The 13,600-nt window shown below is 63.2% G+C and carries 13 protein-coding genes; 4 read left to right on the forward strand and 9 right to left on the reverse strand.

The window, feature by feature from the left end; translation table 11 throughout:
* Positions 1 to 681, reverse strand: a complete 681-nt coding sequence (locus tag AC1DWQ_RS21190; RefSeq protein WP_477671409.1) for a DNA-3-methyladenine glycosylase I — start codon at positions 679 to 681, stop codon at positions 1 to 3.
* Between the two features lie 119 nt (positions 682 to 800).
* Between AC1DWQ_RS21190 and AC1DWQ_RS21195 the strand changes: the two genes are divergently transcribed.
* On the forward strand, positions 801 to 1,427 hold the full coding sequence (locus tag AC1DWQ_RS21195; RefSeq protein WP_477671410.1) for a LysE family translocator: 627 nt from the start codon (positions 801 to 803) through the stop codon (positions 1,425 to 1,427).
* A gap of 2 nt (positions 1,428 to 1,429) precedes the next feature.
* Here AC1DWQ_RS21195 and AC1DWQ_RS21200 read toward each other — a convergent pair whose 3' ends face one another.
* The 8 genes from AC1DWQ_RS21200 to AC1DWQ_RS21235 all read right to left on the reverse strand — a co-directional run bounded on the left by AC1DWQ_RS21200 (position 1,430) and on the right by AC1DWQ_RS21235 (position 10,058).
* Positions 1,430 to 1,828 (reverse strand): SRPBCC family protein, encoded by a 399-nt coding sequence (locus AC1DWQ_RS21200; RefSeq protein ID WP_477671411.1) that lies wholly within the window; start codon positions 1,826 to 1,828, stop codon positions 1,430 to 1,432.
* Positions 1,829 to 1,918: 90 nt separating this feature from the next.
* On the reverse strand, positions 1,919 to 4,135 hold the full coding sequence (locus AC1DWQ_RS21205) for a copper-transporting P-type ATPase (RefSeq protein ID WP_477671412.1): 2,217 nt from the start codon (positions 4,133 to 4,135) through the stop codon (positions 1,919 to 1,921).
* A gap of 138 nt (positions 4,136 to 4,273) precedes the next feature.
* A complete protein-coding gene (locus tag AC1DWQ_RS21210) occupies positions 4,274 to 4,690 on the reverse strand; it encodes a hypothetical protein (protein ID WP_477671413.1) in 417 nt (138 codons plus the stop codon).
* Positions 4,691 to 4,821: 131 nt separating this feature from the next.
* A complete protein-coding gene (locus AC1DWQ_RS21215) occupies positions 4,822 to 5,616 on the reverse strand; it encodes an SDR family NAD(P)-dependent oxidoreductase (RefSeq protein WP_477671414.1) in 795 nt (264 codons plus the stop codon).
* Complete coding sequence (locus tag AC1DWQ_RS21220; protein WP_477671415.1) at positions 5,613 to 6,254, reverse strand: 2-dehydro-3-deoxy-6-phosphogalactonate aldolase; 642 nt, start codon at positions 6,252 to 6,254, stop codon at positions 5,613 to 5,615. Before AC1DWQ_RS21220 ends, AC1DWQ_RS21215 begins: the two co-directional genes overlap by 4 nt.
* Before the next feature lie 35 nt (positions 6,255 to 6,289).
* Positions 6,290 to 7,171: a 2-dehydro-3-deoxygalactonokinase gene (locus tag AC1DWQ_RS21225; protein ID WP_477671416.1), complete on the reverse strand. Its 882-nt coding sequence runs from the start codon at positions 7,169 to 7,171 to the stop codon at positions 6,290 to 6,292.
* A complete protein-coding gene (locus AC1DWQ_RS21230) occupies positions 7,168 to 8,100 on the reverse strand; it encodes a sugar kinase (RefSeq protein WP_477671417.1) in 933 nt (310 codons plus the stop codon). The genes AC1DWQ_RS21225 and AC1DWQ_RS21230 overlap by 4 nt, the downstream gene beginning before the upstream one ends.
* A 215-nt stretch (positions 8,101 to 8,315) precedes the next feature.
* The gene (locus AC1DWQ_RS21235) at positions 8,316 to 10,058 is read right to left on the reverse strand and encodes an IlvD/Edd family dehydratase (RefSeq protein WP_477671418.1); all 1,743 of its coding nucleotides are present in this window, start codon (positions 10,056 to 10,058) and stop codon (positions 8,316 to 8,318) included.
* Positions 10,059 to 10,145: 87 nt separating this feature from the next.
* Here AC1DWQ_RS21235 and AC1DWQ_RS21240 point away from each other — a divergent pair, with 87 nt between their 5' ends.
* From AC1DWQ_RS21240 to AC1DWQ_RS21250, 3 genes are all read left to right on the forward strand, one after another.
* Positions 10,146 to 11,114: a 2-hydroxyacid dehydrogenase gene (locus tag AC1DWQ_RS21240; protein WP_477671419.1), complete on the forward strand. Its 969-nt coding sequence runs from the start codon at positions 10,146 to 10,148 to the stop codon at positions 11,112 to 11,114.
* A gap of 157 nt (positions 11,115 to 11,271) precedes the next feature.
* The gene (locus AC1DWQ_RS21245; protein WP_477671420.1) at positions 11,272 to 12,651 is read left to right on the forward strand and encodes an ABC transporter substrate-binding protein; all 1,380 of its coding nucleotides are present in this window, start codon (positions 11,272 to 11,274) and stop codon (positions 12,649 to 12,651) included.
* Between the two features lie 40 nt (positions 12,652 to 12,691).
* Positions 12,692 to 13,564, forward strand: a complete 873-nt coding sequence (locus AC1DWQ_RS21250; RefSeq protein WP_477671421.1) for a carbohydrate ABC transporter permease — start codon at positions 12,692 to 12,694, stop codon at positions 13,562 to 13,564.
* The last annotated feature ends 36 nt before the right edge of the window (positions 13,565 to 13,600 follow it).

Below are 13,600 nucleotides of genomic sequence, written 5' to 3' on the forward strand. Positions count from 1 at the left end.
TTACGACACGCGAGGCGGGGTAAACGCCGTGCGCGCTGCCAGCGCGGACTTGCGGCTGGCGCAACCTTCGATATGGTCGTTGACCAGGCCCATGGCCTGCATGAAGGCATACATCGTGGTGGGGCCCACAAAGCTCCAACCGCGTTTCTTCAAATCCTTGGACAGTGCGATGGAGGCCGGAGAAGTCGGCATGGCTTTCACGGCCTCGTGCGTGATGCGTGCGGGCCGGCTCTTGGCTTCGGGCTCCAGCCGCCAGACAAAAGCGCCCAGCGAGCCAAATTCTTTTCGGAGCTCGATGACGCGCTTGGCATTGTTGATGGTCGAAGCAATCTTTCCCGCGTGTCGCACAATGCCGGCGTCATTGACCAGGCGTTTGATGTCACGCTCGCCAAAGCGGGCCACCTGCTCGGCATCGAAGTTGGCGAACGCGCTGCGAAAGGATTCGCGTTTGTTCAGGATGGTCAGCCAGCTGAGGCCGGCCTGAAAACCTTCAAGGCAGATTTTTTCGAAGAGCCGGCGTTCATCGTCCACCGGAAAGCCCCACTCGCTGTCGTGGTAGTTGCGGTAGATGGGCGTCGCCTGGCACCAGGCGCAGCGCGCGGTGTGGGTGTCATCGATAAAAAGGCCGGCAGCCGGGGAGGGTGCAACGTTGGGGCGCTTGGGCGGGATGGCGGAAGGCATGGGCAATTTTAGGCAAATGCGGGCAGGGCCGTGCGGGTGAGGTGATTCATCTTTGGCCGCCCGGCAGTATCATGAAGCACGCTCCCTTTCATCGATCCACAACTTCGGAACAACGCACCATGTCCATCCAGCTTTGGCTCGCTTTCGTCGCCGCAACCGCCGTCCTGCTCATCATCCCGGGCCCGACCATCCTGACGGTCATCAGCTACTCGATGGCGCACGGCAAGCGTGCCAACATCCCGTTGGTGGCCGCCGTGGCGCTGGGTGACTCGACGGCGCTGGTGGTCTCGTTGTTCGGCCTGGGCGCCTTGCTCGCGGCATCGGCCTTCTGGTTCACGCTAGTCAAGTGGGCCGGTGGCCTGTATTTGCTTTACCTGGGCATCAAGCTCCTGCGCGCCGGAATTTCGCCCATGCAGGCGGCAGCGCCCGAGGTGCCTGGCTCCTTGTGGAAGCTGTTCGGCAACACTTACCTGGTCACTGCACTCAACCCCAAGGGCATTGTGTTTTTTGTGGCTTTCCTGCCCCAGTTCGTCAACCCCGGCGCCGACGTGACGCGACAGCTCTGGGTGCTGGCGGTGACCTTTGTGGTGATGGCCAGCCTGAACGCCACGCTGTATGCGGTGTTTGCCGCGTCGGCCCGTACACTGCTGGCCTCACCGCGCGCTCAGCGGCGTTTTAATTTCGCGGGCGGCTCGCTGCTGTCCATGGCCGGTGTCTGGGCCTTGCTGGCCAAGCGGCCGGCCTGAATTCAGGCCGGCCTGCCGAGTGCCTGCTGCATCACCGCCGCGCCCTGGGTCATCATCGTGTCGATGTATTCCCCCAGTGCATCGGGCAGCACGTCGGTGATCCAGACAAAGCGGGTGCGGTTTTCGCCCTCGGAAAACAGCTGCGCCGAAGCCATGTGATGGGTGGCCTTGCCGCCGACCACGGTGTAGCTGAGGCGGTGCATCCCTTCATGGATGCCCACCAGCACTTCGTGCGCGACCATGCCGTTGGCAAAGGTTACGGTGCGGCTGCCTTCGCCAGGTTTGCAATCGACCACGAAGCCCGGCGCAAGGCGCCGGTGCACAGCGTTGAAATCGCGCAGCGCGTCCCAGACGCTGTCTATGCCGGCGTCGACGGTGAATTCCTTGTAGATCGTGGCCATGGCGACCCCAGTCTGGCTGGCGCCGGGGTGGCGCCTTGTCATCGCAGCATAGCAATCAAACCGGGCGAAGTCAGCCCTGTTAAGCACCGGTTACAAACGCTTCCCGCGCAGCCTCAGTGCATTGCTGATCACCGACACCGAACTCAGGCTCATCGCCAGGGCCGCGATCATGGGCGACAGCAGCCAGCCGGTAAAGGGAAAGAGCAGCCCCGCGGCCAGCGGGACACCGAGGGAGTTGTAGACGAAGGCAAAACCGAGGTTCTGCTTCATGTTGGTGATCGTCGCCTCCGAAATTTTCCGGGCTTGCGCGATGCCGCGCAAATCACCTTTCACCAGCGTGATCTGGGCGCTGTTCATGGCCACGTCGGTACCTGTGCCCATGGCAATGCCCACGTTGGCCTGGGCCAGGGCCGGGGCGTCATTGATGCCGTCGCCGGCCATGGCAACGATATGGCCTTCCTCTTGCAGGCGCTTGACCAGTGCCAGCTTGTCTGCCGGCTGCACGCCGCCGTGCACTTCGTCAATGCCCAGGCGCCCGGCGATGGCTTTGGCTGTGGTCAGGCCGTCGCCTGTGGCCATGATCACGCGCAAGCCAGCGGCTTTGAGCGCCGCCAGCGCCTCGGGCGTGCTGGCTTTCACCGGGTCGGCCACGGCGAGCAGGCCCGCAAGCTTGCCGTCGACCGCCAGGTGCATCACGCTGGCGCCTTCGGCCCGCAGGGCCTCCGCCTGGGCCAGCAGCGAATCTACTGACACGCCAGCTTGCGCCATCAACTCCGTATTGCCGAGTGCGAGCAGCCGGCCGGCTACACGCCCGTTGACGCCGATGCCGCTGGCGGACTCGAAGTTCTCTGGCGTGTCCAGCGCCAGGCCGCGCGCGCGTGCTGCGGCCACCATGGCTTCGGCCAATGGGTGTTCGCTGCCCTGGTCCAGGCTGGCGGCCAGCCGCAGCACTTCGTCGGCGCTGAAGCCCACTGCGGGAACTGCGCGGTCGAACGCCGGTTTGCCGGCCGTCAGCGTGCCGGTCTTGTCGACGATCAATACGTCGACGGTGCGCAGGTGTTCAATCGCCGCCGCATCGCGGAAAAGAATGCCCTGGCCAGCCGCCTTGCCCGTGGCGACCATGATGGACATCGGCGTGGCCAGGCCCAGCGCGCAGGGGCAGGCGATGATCAGCACCGCCACCGCGTTGATCAGGCCGTAAACCCAGCTCGGCTGCGGGCCGAAAAATCCCCATCCCAGAAAGGTCAGCACGGCCACGGCCACTACGGCCATCACAAACCAGCCGGCAACCTGGTCGGCCATGCGCTGCAGGGGTGCCTTCGAGCGTTGGGCCAGCGCGACCATCTGCACGATTTGCGACAGCATGGTTTGCGCGCCGACGCGCTCGGAGCGCATCACCAGGGCGCCGCTGGTGTTGAGCGTGGCGCCTATCAGCTTGTCGCCCGGACGCTTGCTCACGGGCAGGGGTTCTCCGGTCAGCATCGATTCATCAACGGCGCTGCCGCCCTCGGTAACGACGCCGTCGACGGGCACTTTTTCGCCGGGGCGCACGCGCAGGCTGTCGCCCACGTGCACGTGGGTTAGCGGCACGTCTTCCTCGGTGCCGTCGGCCTTGATGCGCCGCGCGGTTTTTGGCGCCAGCCCCAGCAATGACTTGATTGCGGCGGAAGTTTGCGAGCGCGCCTTCAGCTCCAGCATCTGGCCGAGCAGCGTCAGTGAAATGATCACGGCCGCCGCCTCAAAGTAAACCGCTACACGGCCCATGGAAATAAACGACTCCGGGAACACACCGGGCGTGAGGGTGGCGACCACGCTGTAGGCAAAGGCCGCGCCTGTTCCCAGGCTGATCAGGGTCCACATGTTCGGGCTGCGGTGGGCGACTGACTGCGCGCCACGCACAAAGAAGGGCCAGCCTGCCCACAATACGACCGGCAGGCTCAGCACCAGTTCTATCCAGCTCTGGACAGTCATGTCGAACCAGCCGAGCTGGTGGCCGAACATGGCCAGGACCGTCACCATCATGCTCAACGGCAGCGTCCACCAGAAGCGGCGCGTGAAAGATAGCAATTCCGGATTCTCATCCTCGTCGAGGCTGGGCATGACAGGCTCCAGCGTCATACCGCAGATCGGGCAATTGCCCGGGTGATCCTGCCGGATTTCCGGATGCATGGGGCAGGTATAGACCGTGCCGCCGGCCACCGTGGTATCGCCATGGACGGTTGGCGTTGCAGCGCCGACGGCCGCCGTGCTGGACCCGTGAGAAGCTTGAGATGAGTGAGATGAGTGAGGAGAGTGGGCGTGGTTCATGAAGGGCATCCTTTCCCGCGTTGCAGGCTTGAAAATCAGGCATCGAGGAAAGATAAACCCTCCCATAGGGGAAAGGTCAAGCCCGCCGTTGGCATCTCCTGGAGTCGCAGCGCTCCGCCCCTGGCGACGCTGTAAAACTCAGGGTTTGGCTGGAACCGGAGGCAGGCGGTCCATCATCATCTGCATCATGGACTGCATCATTTCCATGCGTTTTTCCATCATCTGTTGGCGCGCGGCCGGGTCGTTGCCTGGGCCCTGCATGTTGCCCATCATCCCGCCCATGCCACCCATCATGCTCATGCCTTCCTGCATGAGTTTGTGGTGTTCAGCCATCAGGGCACTACGTTCTTCGGGGGTTTTTGCGCGCGTCATGCGGTCGTGCATGGTGCGCATGGCTTTCATGTGCTCGTCCATACGCACCATCGGCATGGGTTGACCTGGAGCAGCCGCCGACGCGCCAGGGTGGTGCGCTGCATGGTCGGTGGGTGTCTGGGCACAGCCGGCCAGGCCGAGGGTGGCGGCGGTAGCGAGAATGGAAATCAGGCGTATTGACATGGTGGTGAACTCCAGAAGAGGAGCGCCCAGTCTATTGATACGACGGGGTTTGCGGGCCACGTTTTGCGGCCTGCATGATCCATGTCAACTGCGCAGGCAATTTTGGCCCTGCTTACGCGGGATGGCTGACCCTAGACGGGCACGGTGTAGTTCAGCGTCATCCGACCGCCATCCACCACCACGATCTCACCGGTGATGTAGCTCGCGGCGTCGCTGGCCAGGTAGGCCACCGTGTCGGCGATCTCCGAGGGCTCGCCGAGGCGCTTCATGGGCGTGCGGCTCATGATCTTGGCCTTGGCCTCGTCGCTGGTGAGCACAGCCCTGGCGGCCAGTTCGGTGGCGATAGTGCCGGGCGCAACCGCGTTGACGCGCACGCCCTGGCCTGCCAGCGACAGCGCCATCACGCGCGTGAGCTGGTTGATGCCGCCCTTGCTGACGTTGTAGCTGGCAATGGTGGGAATGGCGAGCACGCCGTTGACCGAACTCATGTTGACGATGCTGCCCTTGCCGGCGGCCGCCATCACGCGCGCCACGGCCTGCCCGACCAGGAAGGAGCCCTTGAGGTTGATGCGCAGTACGGCGTCGAAGTCGGCTTCCGTCACGTCCAGAAACTCTGCGGCCTTGAAGATGCCGGCATTGTTGACCAGCACGTCGATGCGGCCGTGCGCGGCCACGGTGCGAGCCACCAGCGCATCGACCTGAGCCTTGTCGCCCACGTCGCAATGAACATACAGGCCGCCGAGTTCTGCGGCCAGCGCTGCGCCGCGCGTGTCGTCTATATCGGCGATGACGACCTGGGCTTGCTCACGCGAAAAACGCCGCGCGCAGGCCTCACCGATGCCTTGGGCACCGCCGGTGACGACGCAGACGCGGCCCGCCAGTCCGAACGATACCTGGGCAGTATCTGTAGATGAAATAATGCTCATGCCCTTATGGTACCAGCGCAAGCAGCTATGAATTCCATAGCAGATTCGGAGACCTGAGTGGCGGAAGAACCTGGTTTGTAGAGTGCCGATCCGATGCCGAAACCGTTCGCGCCCGCGGCAAGGTAGGGCGCCATATTGGCGGGCGTGATGCCGCCGACCGGCAGTACTGCGGCTTGCGCGGGCAGTACCGCGCGAAGGGCTTTCACGACCGCCGGGGTGATCATTTCGGCCGGGAAAATCTTCAGCCCTGTCGCGCCCGCTTCGAGCGCAGCAAATGCCTCGCTGGCAGTCATGATGCCGGGCAGGCACACCAGGCCGAGGCGGACAGCTTCGCGCACCACCGCCGGGTTGAAATTGGGCGAAACGATGAGCTGGCCACCCGCGGCGTGCACGTCACGCACCGCCTCAGGTGTCAGCACCGTGCCGGCACCAACCAGGGCCTGCGGAAAAGCGCTGGCCATGGCGGCAATGCTGTCCAGCGGCTGGGGTGAATTGAGCGGAATTTCGATCAGCGTCCAGCCCGTGGCAACGAGTGCCTGGCCGACAGGCAGGGCCTCTACCGGCGTCAGCCCGCGCAGGATGGCCACCAGGGGGAGGGCGCCGAGGGCCTGGGAGAATTTTTGGTGTGCGTTGTTCATGGTGTTCTGTGGGTTGAGACGCAATACTGCGCCGGTCAGGCCAGGGTATCGGCGATGGCGCGCAGGCCGCGCCAGGTAGCACCCGCACCCACGCGCTTCACGGGCACGCCGAAGTGGACAAGTGCCTGTTCGTAGCGCGCCGTGAGCGCCTCGGCGCCCATCACCACCACGGGCTCGCCGCGCGGCAGTGCCTGGGATTTGAGTTCCTCGCCGATGACCAGGCCCGACAGGTAGCTGGGCATGGCCTCGGTTGTCATTCGCTGGAACAGCGACAGGGTGCGTGTGCTGAAGGCTGTGTTCAGCAGGCCGGGGCCGGCCAGCGCATGGGCCACGCCCTGGTCAAAGGCGGCGGCGTCCAGCGCGGGTTCGTCGTCGGGCAGCATGCGTGCGAGGATGGATTGGCGGCGCAGCAGCGCATAGAACTCGCCGGTCATCCAGGTCGAAAAATCAGTGACTTGCCGGTTTTCGACGGTGACCCATTTGCTGTGCGTGCCGGGTAGCACCAGCCGGGCATGGGTCAGACCCAGCAGCTGCAAGGCGCCAAAGATCTGCGTTTCCTCGCCGCGCATGACGTCGGGCACGCCGCCCTTGTCTATGCTCAGGCCGGGCACGATGGCGATGCGGCCGGGCTCCACCCATTCCAGTGCGGCTGCGATCGCATCAAAACCGGCGGGGCAGGCGCAGTAGGGCGCTTCGCGCCATCCCTGTTTGCTGCCGGCCATGCCGGAGATCAGGCACAGCGTGCCGGACGTCATCCAGTCGGCAAAGCAGCTTGCAAAAACCTCCGGAAAGGTACCGGGAGCGACAGTCAGGATGCCGCGTGCGAAGGAACGCTCGTCCAGGGCTGTGCCGTCGCCGTCGATCAGCGCGCCGCGCAATGAGGAGCTGCCCCAGTCGACTGCCAGAAGGTGGTTCACAGCAGGGCCCTGACCTGTTCGGGGCGCGGCAGCGGAGCGACCGCACCGTAGCCCTGCACCGTGAGGGCGGCCGCTGCATTGGCATAACGGGCCGCATCAAAGACGTTATCGCCCGCCGCAATGCGCGCCAGCAGGTTGCCGCAAAAGCAGTCGCCTGCGCCGGTAGCGTCCACCAGCTTCACGTTGTGCACGGGCACGCGCTCGCGCCGCGTGCCGTCGCTGACCAGCGCGCCGTCGCCGCCGAGCTTGAGCACCACGGTTTTGGCGCCCAGGGCGTGGCCCCAGTCCACTACCGCGTCGGGGTCTGTCATGCCGTTGAGGGTGGTGATGTCTTCCAGGCTCGGCAAGAAAATGTCGCACAGTGAAACGGCATGGCGGGTGCAGGCAAGGGCCCGGTCCAGCGGCCAGAGCTTGAGCCGCAGGTTGGAGTCAAACGACACGAGGGTACCGGCCTCTTTGGCCAGTTTCATCGCGGCAAAGGCTGTGTCGCAGGCGCTGGCGGAAATCGCCAGCGAGATGCCCGATACATGCAGAACCTTGGCTTGGCGCACGGCATCGGCTGCGCCGGCTTGCTGCAGCCAGCCCGGCGTCATGCGGCTGGCGGCAGAGCCTGCGCGCAAGTAGCTGAATTCATGCCCGTTTTTGCCGTGCGTGACAAAGTAAAGGCCCGTGCTGGCTTCCGGGTCTTGCTGCACCGCCGCGGTGGAGACGTTTTCAGTGGCCCACAACGCCATCAGTGATTGGCCGAAAGTGTCGCCGCCCAGGCGTGTGAGGTAAGCGGTGCAGGCTCCTGCGCGTGCGGCGGCAATCACGGCATTGCTGGTGTCTCCGCCGAAGCCCTGCAGGTAGTTAGGCTGGCCGGCCTGGGTCTGGTTGAACTCCACCATGGCCTCGCCGAGTGCGACGACATCGAATTTTCTGGCTTGCATAGAACTTTCTGGCATCCTTTGCTGTCCCGAAAAGGTAGCAGCATGCGCGCTTCGAGACCTTGATCAGCGCGGGAGCATGGCGGGTCGTAACGCGGAAATTTCCAGAGGGAAATACCCGCGTTTGAAGCCTCCATGTTACCCGCGGCCGATCGCGGCGCCGTACCCGCGCTGTACCCCGAGAAAGGGAGGGCCGTGTAAGCAGCGCCTGCTGGTTCTCAGTGATTGTCGCGCGGCACGAAAGAGCCGCGCTTGCCGACCAGGAAATCCAGGTCAACGCCTTCGTCGGCCTGCAGCACGTGGTCGATGTAAAGCTTCCAGTAGCCTGAAGACAGCGGCGGCTCGGGTGCTTTCCAGCTGGTCATGCGCCTGGCGAGCTCTTCGTCACTGACATGCAGGTGTAGCCGGCGGTTGGGCACATCCAGTTCGATGATGTCACCGTTTTGCACCAGGGCCAGTGGCCCGCCTGCTGCGGCTTCAGGGGCTGTGTGCAGTATCACGGTGCCATACGCTGTACCGCTCATGCGGGCGTCGCTGATGCGGACCATGTCGGTGATGCCTTTGCGCAGCACCTTGGGCGGCAGTGGCATGTTGCCGACTTCGGCCATGCCGGGGTAGCCCTTGGGCCCGCAGTTCTTCAGCACCATCACGCAGTTCTCGTCGATGTCCAGGTTTTCATCGTCGATGCGTGCATGGAAATCTTCAATGGTTTCAAAGACTACGGCACGGCCTTTGTGCACCATGAGCGCGGGCGTGGCTGCGCTGGGCTTGATGACCGCGCCGCGCGGCGACAGGTTGCCCCGCAGCACGGCGATGCCGGCCTTGTCCTTGAAGGGAGTGGAGAGCGGCATGATGACATCAGTGTTGTAGTTTTCCGCATCAGCAATGTTCTCGCCGATGGTTTTGCCGTTGGCTGTAATGGCGCTGGTGTGCAGGTGCTGCGCGATTTCCTTCATCACGACAGGCAGGCCGCCGGCGTAGCAGAAATCTTCCATCAGGTATTTACCGGAAGGCTGCAGGTTAACGAGGCAGGGCAGCTCGCTGGCCAGGCGGTCAAAGTCATCCACCGTGAGCTTCACGCCGATACGTCCGGCGATGGCGATCAGGTGAATGACTGCGTTGGTGGAGCCGCCAATGGCGGCCAGGGTCTTGATGGCATTTTCGAATGCCTCACGCGTGAGAATCTTCGAGAGTGTGAGGTCTTCGTGCACCATCTCGACGGCACGTCGACCGGCCATGCGGGCCAGTACATTGCGCCGGCCGTCCACTGCCGGATACGCGGCGTTGCCGGGCAGGCCTATGCCCAGCGCCTCGACCATGCTGGCCATCGTTGATGCCGTGCCCATGGTCATGCAGTGGCCGTGGCTGCGGTGCATGCAGCTTTCGGCCTCAAAAAACTCGGCAAGTTTGAGTGTGCCGGCACGCACCTGCTCGCTCATGCTCCAGACGCCGGTGCCCGAGCCCAGCTCCTGGCCGCGCCATTTACCGCTGAGCATAGGCCCGCCGCTGACACCCACTGTAGGCAGATCGACGCTGGAGGCGCCCATCACCAAGGAGGGCGTGGTTTTGTCGCAGCCCATCAGCAGCACCACGCCGTCGATCGGATTGCCGCGAATGCTTTCTTCCACGTCCATGCTGGCCAGGTTGCGGTACAGCATGGCGGTGGGGCGCAGCAGCGTCTCGCCCAGCGACATCACCGGAAACTCCAGTGGAAAGCCGCCTGCCTCATAGACACCGATCTTGACCTGCTCGGCGATGGTGCGGAAGTGCGAGTTGCAGGGAGTCAGTTCGCTGAAGGTGTTGCAGATGCCGATGACCGGCCTGCCGTCAAACTGGTCGTGCGGGACGCCCTTGCCCTTGACCCAGCTGCGGTAGGCAAAGCCGTCGCGGTCCTGGCGGCCGAACCATTGCTGGCTGCGCAGTTCTTCGGGTTTCTTTTTGGGTTTGCTGCTGTCGGTCATGTGCTGTCGGCCTAAATAGTAGGGTTAATCCTGAAAGTGTAAAGGTATTATCGTCATACCATTGCGGCCGCTGTCTTAGTGAAAACCATGATCGGAGTAGTTCCCTTGTCCCGCCCGCACATCCTTGCCGTCTCCAAGCTCCCGCCTTTCCTGATGGAGCCGCTCGCTGCGGCCTTCGTAGTGCACGACCGCCTGCACGAGACGGACCCCGAGGCGTTTGCAATGGTCGCGCCGCAGATTCGCGGCATCTCGGGCGGCGGCGAGTCCAAGGTCACGGCCGCGCTGATAGAGAAACTGCCTGCACTCGAAGTGGTGTCGATCTTCGGCGTGGGCTACGACGGCGTCGATGTACCCGCCGCATTGAACCGCCGCATCCCCGTGACGCACACCCCCGGGGTGCTCAACGACGAAGTCGCCGACCTCGCGCTGGGCCTCATGCTGTCGGTGGCGCGGCGCATCCCCCTGGCAGACCGCTATGTGCGTGCCGGCCGATGGGCCGCCGAGGGTCCGATGCCGCTGGCCCGCAAGGTTTCAGGTGCCCGGCTGGGCATCGTTGGGCTGGGCCGCATCGGGCAGGCCATTGCCAGCCGCGCAGAAGCTTTCGGCATGTCCATCGCCTATACGGCGCGCACCGCCAAGGCGGAGCTGCCGTACGCCTATCATCCCACCGCAGCAGCGCTTGCCGCTGCGGTGGATTTCCTGGTGGTGATCACTCCGGGCGGCGCCGGAACGAAACACCTGATCAATGCTGAAGTGCTCAAGGCCTTGGGTCCCGATGGTTACCTGATCAATGTTGCGCGCGGCTCGGTCGTGGATGAGGCGGCGCTGGTCGATGCCCTGCAACGCGGCGTGATCGCGGGCGCGGGTCTCGATGTCTTCGAGAAAGAACCGCAGGTGCCGGATGCGCTGAAGGCGCTGGACAACGTCGTGCTGACTCCGCACATGGCCAGCGGAACCTGGCAGACGCGCAAGGCCATGGCGGATCTGGCGGTGGCCAATCTGAGTGCTCACTTCGCAGGCCAGCCACTGCTCAGTCCGGTCCCTGAATGCCAGTAAGAGACTCCTTCGAAAGAGTTCCAGAAGATGAGCCCGGGACCGGGTGCTGTACCGCGGGTTTTCCATAGAAAACCGGCGTTTCAATCATCATATGATAGCAAGCGCTAAGAGCTGAGCGACCCGGTTAGACAGTTCAACAACCACAGGAGACAAAGCAATGAAGATCAGGACAATTCTTGCCAGCGCGATGATCGCGGGGGGCCTGCTCGCAGGCGGCCACGCTGTCGCGCAAGACAAGCTCACCGTCTGGTGGGTCAAGGGCTTCTACCAGGCGGAGGACCAGGCACTCTTCGACGCCATCAAGAAGTACGAAGCCAAGCACAAGGGTGTGAAAATCGAGCTGTCGCAGTACCCGATCCAGGACATGATCCCCAAGACCGTGGCTGCGCTGGACTCTGGTAACCCGCCTGACGTCGCCTATGCCGACGTGTATGACTTCCAGGTCACGAGCAAGTGGGCCTATGACGGCAAGCTGGAAGACATCTCCAGCGTGATCAACCCGATCCGCGCGCGTTTCGCCCCCAACACGGTGGAGACGACGTTCCTGTGGAACGACGCAGCCAAGACCCGCGCCTACTACGCCTTTCCGATCAAGCAGCAGACCATGCACATCGAGTACTGGATCGACATGCTCAACGATGCGGGCTTCAAGGAGTCCGACATCCCGACCGATTGGAAGGGCTACTGGTCTTTCTGGTGCGACAAAGTGCAACCGGCTTATCGCCAGAAGAGCGGCAACCGCACCTTCGGCATCGGCCAGCCCCTGGGCGTGGACTCGAGCGACTCGTTCTTCTCCTTCCTGACCTTCATGGATGCGTACAACGTGAAGCTGGTGAGCGACAGCGGCAAGCTGCTGGTCGATGACCCTAACGTTCGTGCCGGCCTGATTGGCGCGTTGACCGACTACACCGCGCCGTACACCAAGGGCTGCTCGCCACCGTCGTCCACCAGCTGGAAAGACCCGGACAACAACGTCGCCTTCCACAACAAGACCACGGTCATGACACACAACGCGACGATCTCAATCGCGGCCAAGTGGCTTGACGACGCCAACAACGACAAGCTCAAACCCGAAGAGCGTGAACTGGCGAAGAAGAACTACAACGAGCGCATCCGCACGGCAGGCTTTCCAAACAAACCGGACGGCAGCAAGATGGTCTACCGCACGGCGGTGAAGACTGGCGTTGTCTTTAGCCAGGCCAAGAACAAGGCCCGCGCCAAGGAGTTCGTCAAGTTCCTGATGGAGGAAGAGAACCTGACGCCGTACGTCGAAGGCTCGCTCGGCCGTTGGTTCCCGGTGACCAAGGCCGGTCAGGCACGCCCGTTCTGGCAGGCTGATGCGCATCGCAAGTCGGTGTTCAACCAGTACGCCAACGGAACGGTGGGCTTCGAGTTCGTCAAGAACTACAAGTTCACCGTGCTGAACAACGAGAACGTCTGGGCCAAGGCGGCCAACCGAGTGCTCAATGAGAAGGTGCCGGTTGACAAGGCGGTGGACGAGATGATTGCCCGCATCAAGACGGTCGCATCCAACTAAAAACGAAAGTCCCTCCCCCCGCTGGGGGAGGGTACAAGCCATGAGCACCATCACCCTCGACACACCGGCCACCGCATCGGCCGTCAGAAAAAATGCCATGACTTCGTGGGAGAAGTGGGGAGCGATTCTTGTCATTCCCTACCTTCTCATCTTCCTGATTTTCGTGATCTACCCGGTGGGCTACGGCCTGTGGCTCGCGCGCCATCCGGAGAGTTACGAGCGGCTGTTTGCCGACCCCATTTTCTTCCGCACGGTGATCAACACCGTGATCTTTGTCGTGGTCTCCGTCAACATCAAGATGATGCTGGCACTCGGCCTGTCGGGCTTCTTCCTGAACACGCGCTGGTGGGTCAAGATCCTGTCGATGATCTTCATCCTGCCTTGGGCCGTGCCGTCGATCCCGACCATCCTGTCCATGCGCTTCATGCTCAACCCGGAGTGGGGCGTGGTGAACGCCGCCATCTACCGCTTTACCGGCATGGACGGCCCGAACTGGCTGAACGACCCGACGCTGGCGTTGGGCTTTTCGATGCTGGCGCACATCTGGAAATCGCTGCCGTTCTGGACGCTGATCCTGCTGGCCGGCCGTATGGCGATTCCGGGCGAGCAGTACGAAGCCGCGTCGGTGGACGGCGCTTCAGTGTGGCAGAAGTTCCGCTTCATTACTTGGCCGTCAATGCGCTCGCTGTACCTCACGTCCACCATCCTCTCGATGATCTGGACGCTGGGGGATTTCAACAGCGTCTACCTGCTCACGGGTGGCGGGCCGGCAGACCTGACGCACGTGCTGGCAACGCTGGGCATCCGCTACCTGCGTCTGGACCAGGTTGACCTGTCCCTTGCGTCCATCGTCGTCGCATTGCCGCTGGTCTTGCCTCTGGTGTATTTCATGATGAAGAGATTGTCCAAATGATGTGCCTCCACGCTCCCTATCGCTCCCTGACCCCCG

It is taken from the genome of Polaromonas sp. P2_G11 (assembly GCF_056403595.1).

What these genes read in the sequence shown, in the direction of transcription:
- AC1DWQ_RS21195 (WP_477671410.1), top strand. Translation starts at nt 801, where the DNA reads ATGTCCATCCAGCTTTGGCTCGCTTTCGTCGCCGCAACCGCCGTCCTG.
- AC1DWQ_RS21235 (WP_477671418.1), bottom strand. Translation starts at nt 10,058, where the DNA reads ATGACCGACAGCAGCAAACCCAAAAAGAAACCCGAAGAACTGCGCAGC.
- AC1DWQ_RS21240 (WP_477671419.1), top strand. Translation starts at nt 10,146, where the DNA reads ATGATCGGAGTAGTTCCCTTGTCCCGCCCGCACATCCTTGCCGTCTCC.
- AC1DWQ_RS21230 (WP_477671417.1), bottom strand. Translation starts at nt 8,100, where the DNA reads ATGCAAGCCAGAAAATTCGATGTCGTCGCACTCGGCGAGGCCATGGTG.
- AC1DWQ_RS21215 (WP_477671414.1), bottom strand. Translation starts at nt 5,616, where the DNA reads ATGAGCATTATTTCATCTACAGATACTGCCCAGGTATCGTTCGGACTG.
- AC1DWQ_RS21205 (WP_477671412.1), bottom strand. Translation starts at nt 4,135, where the DNA reads ATGAACCACGCCCACTCTCCTCACTCATCTCACTCATCTCAAGCTTCT.
- AC1DWQ_RS21250 (WP_477671421.1), top strand. Translation starts at nt 12,692, where the DNA reads ATGAGCACCATCACCCTCGACACACCGGCCACCGCATCGGCCGTCAGA.
- AC1DWQ_RS21200 (WP_477671411.1), bottom strand. Translation starts at nt 1,828, where the DNA reads ATGGCCACGATCTACAAGGAATTCACCGTCGACGCCGGCATAGACAGC.
- AC1DWQ_RS21220 (WP_477671415.1), bottom strand. Translation starts at nt 6,254, where the DNA reads ATGAACAACGCACACCAAAAATTCTCCCAGGCCCTCGGCGCCCTCCCC.
- AC1DWQ_RS21190 (WP_477671409.1), bottom strand. Translation starts at nt 681, where the DNA reads ATGCCTTCCGCCATCCCGCCCAAGCGCCCCAACGTTGCACCCTCCCCG.
- AC1DWQ_RS21245 (WP_477671420.1), top strand. Translation starts at nt 11,272, where the DNA reads ATGAAGATCAGGACAATTCTTGCCAGCGCGATGATCGCGGGGGGCCTG.
- AC1DWQ_RS21210 (WP_477671413.1), bottom strand. Translation starts at nt 4,690, where the DNA reads ATGTCAATACGCCTGATTTCCATTCTCGCTACCGCCGCCACCCTCGGC.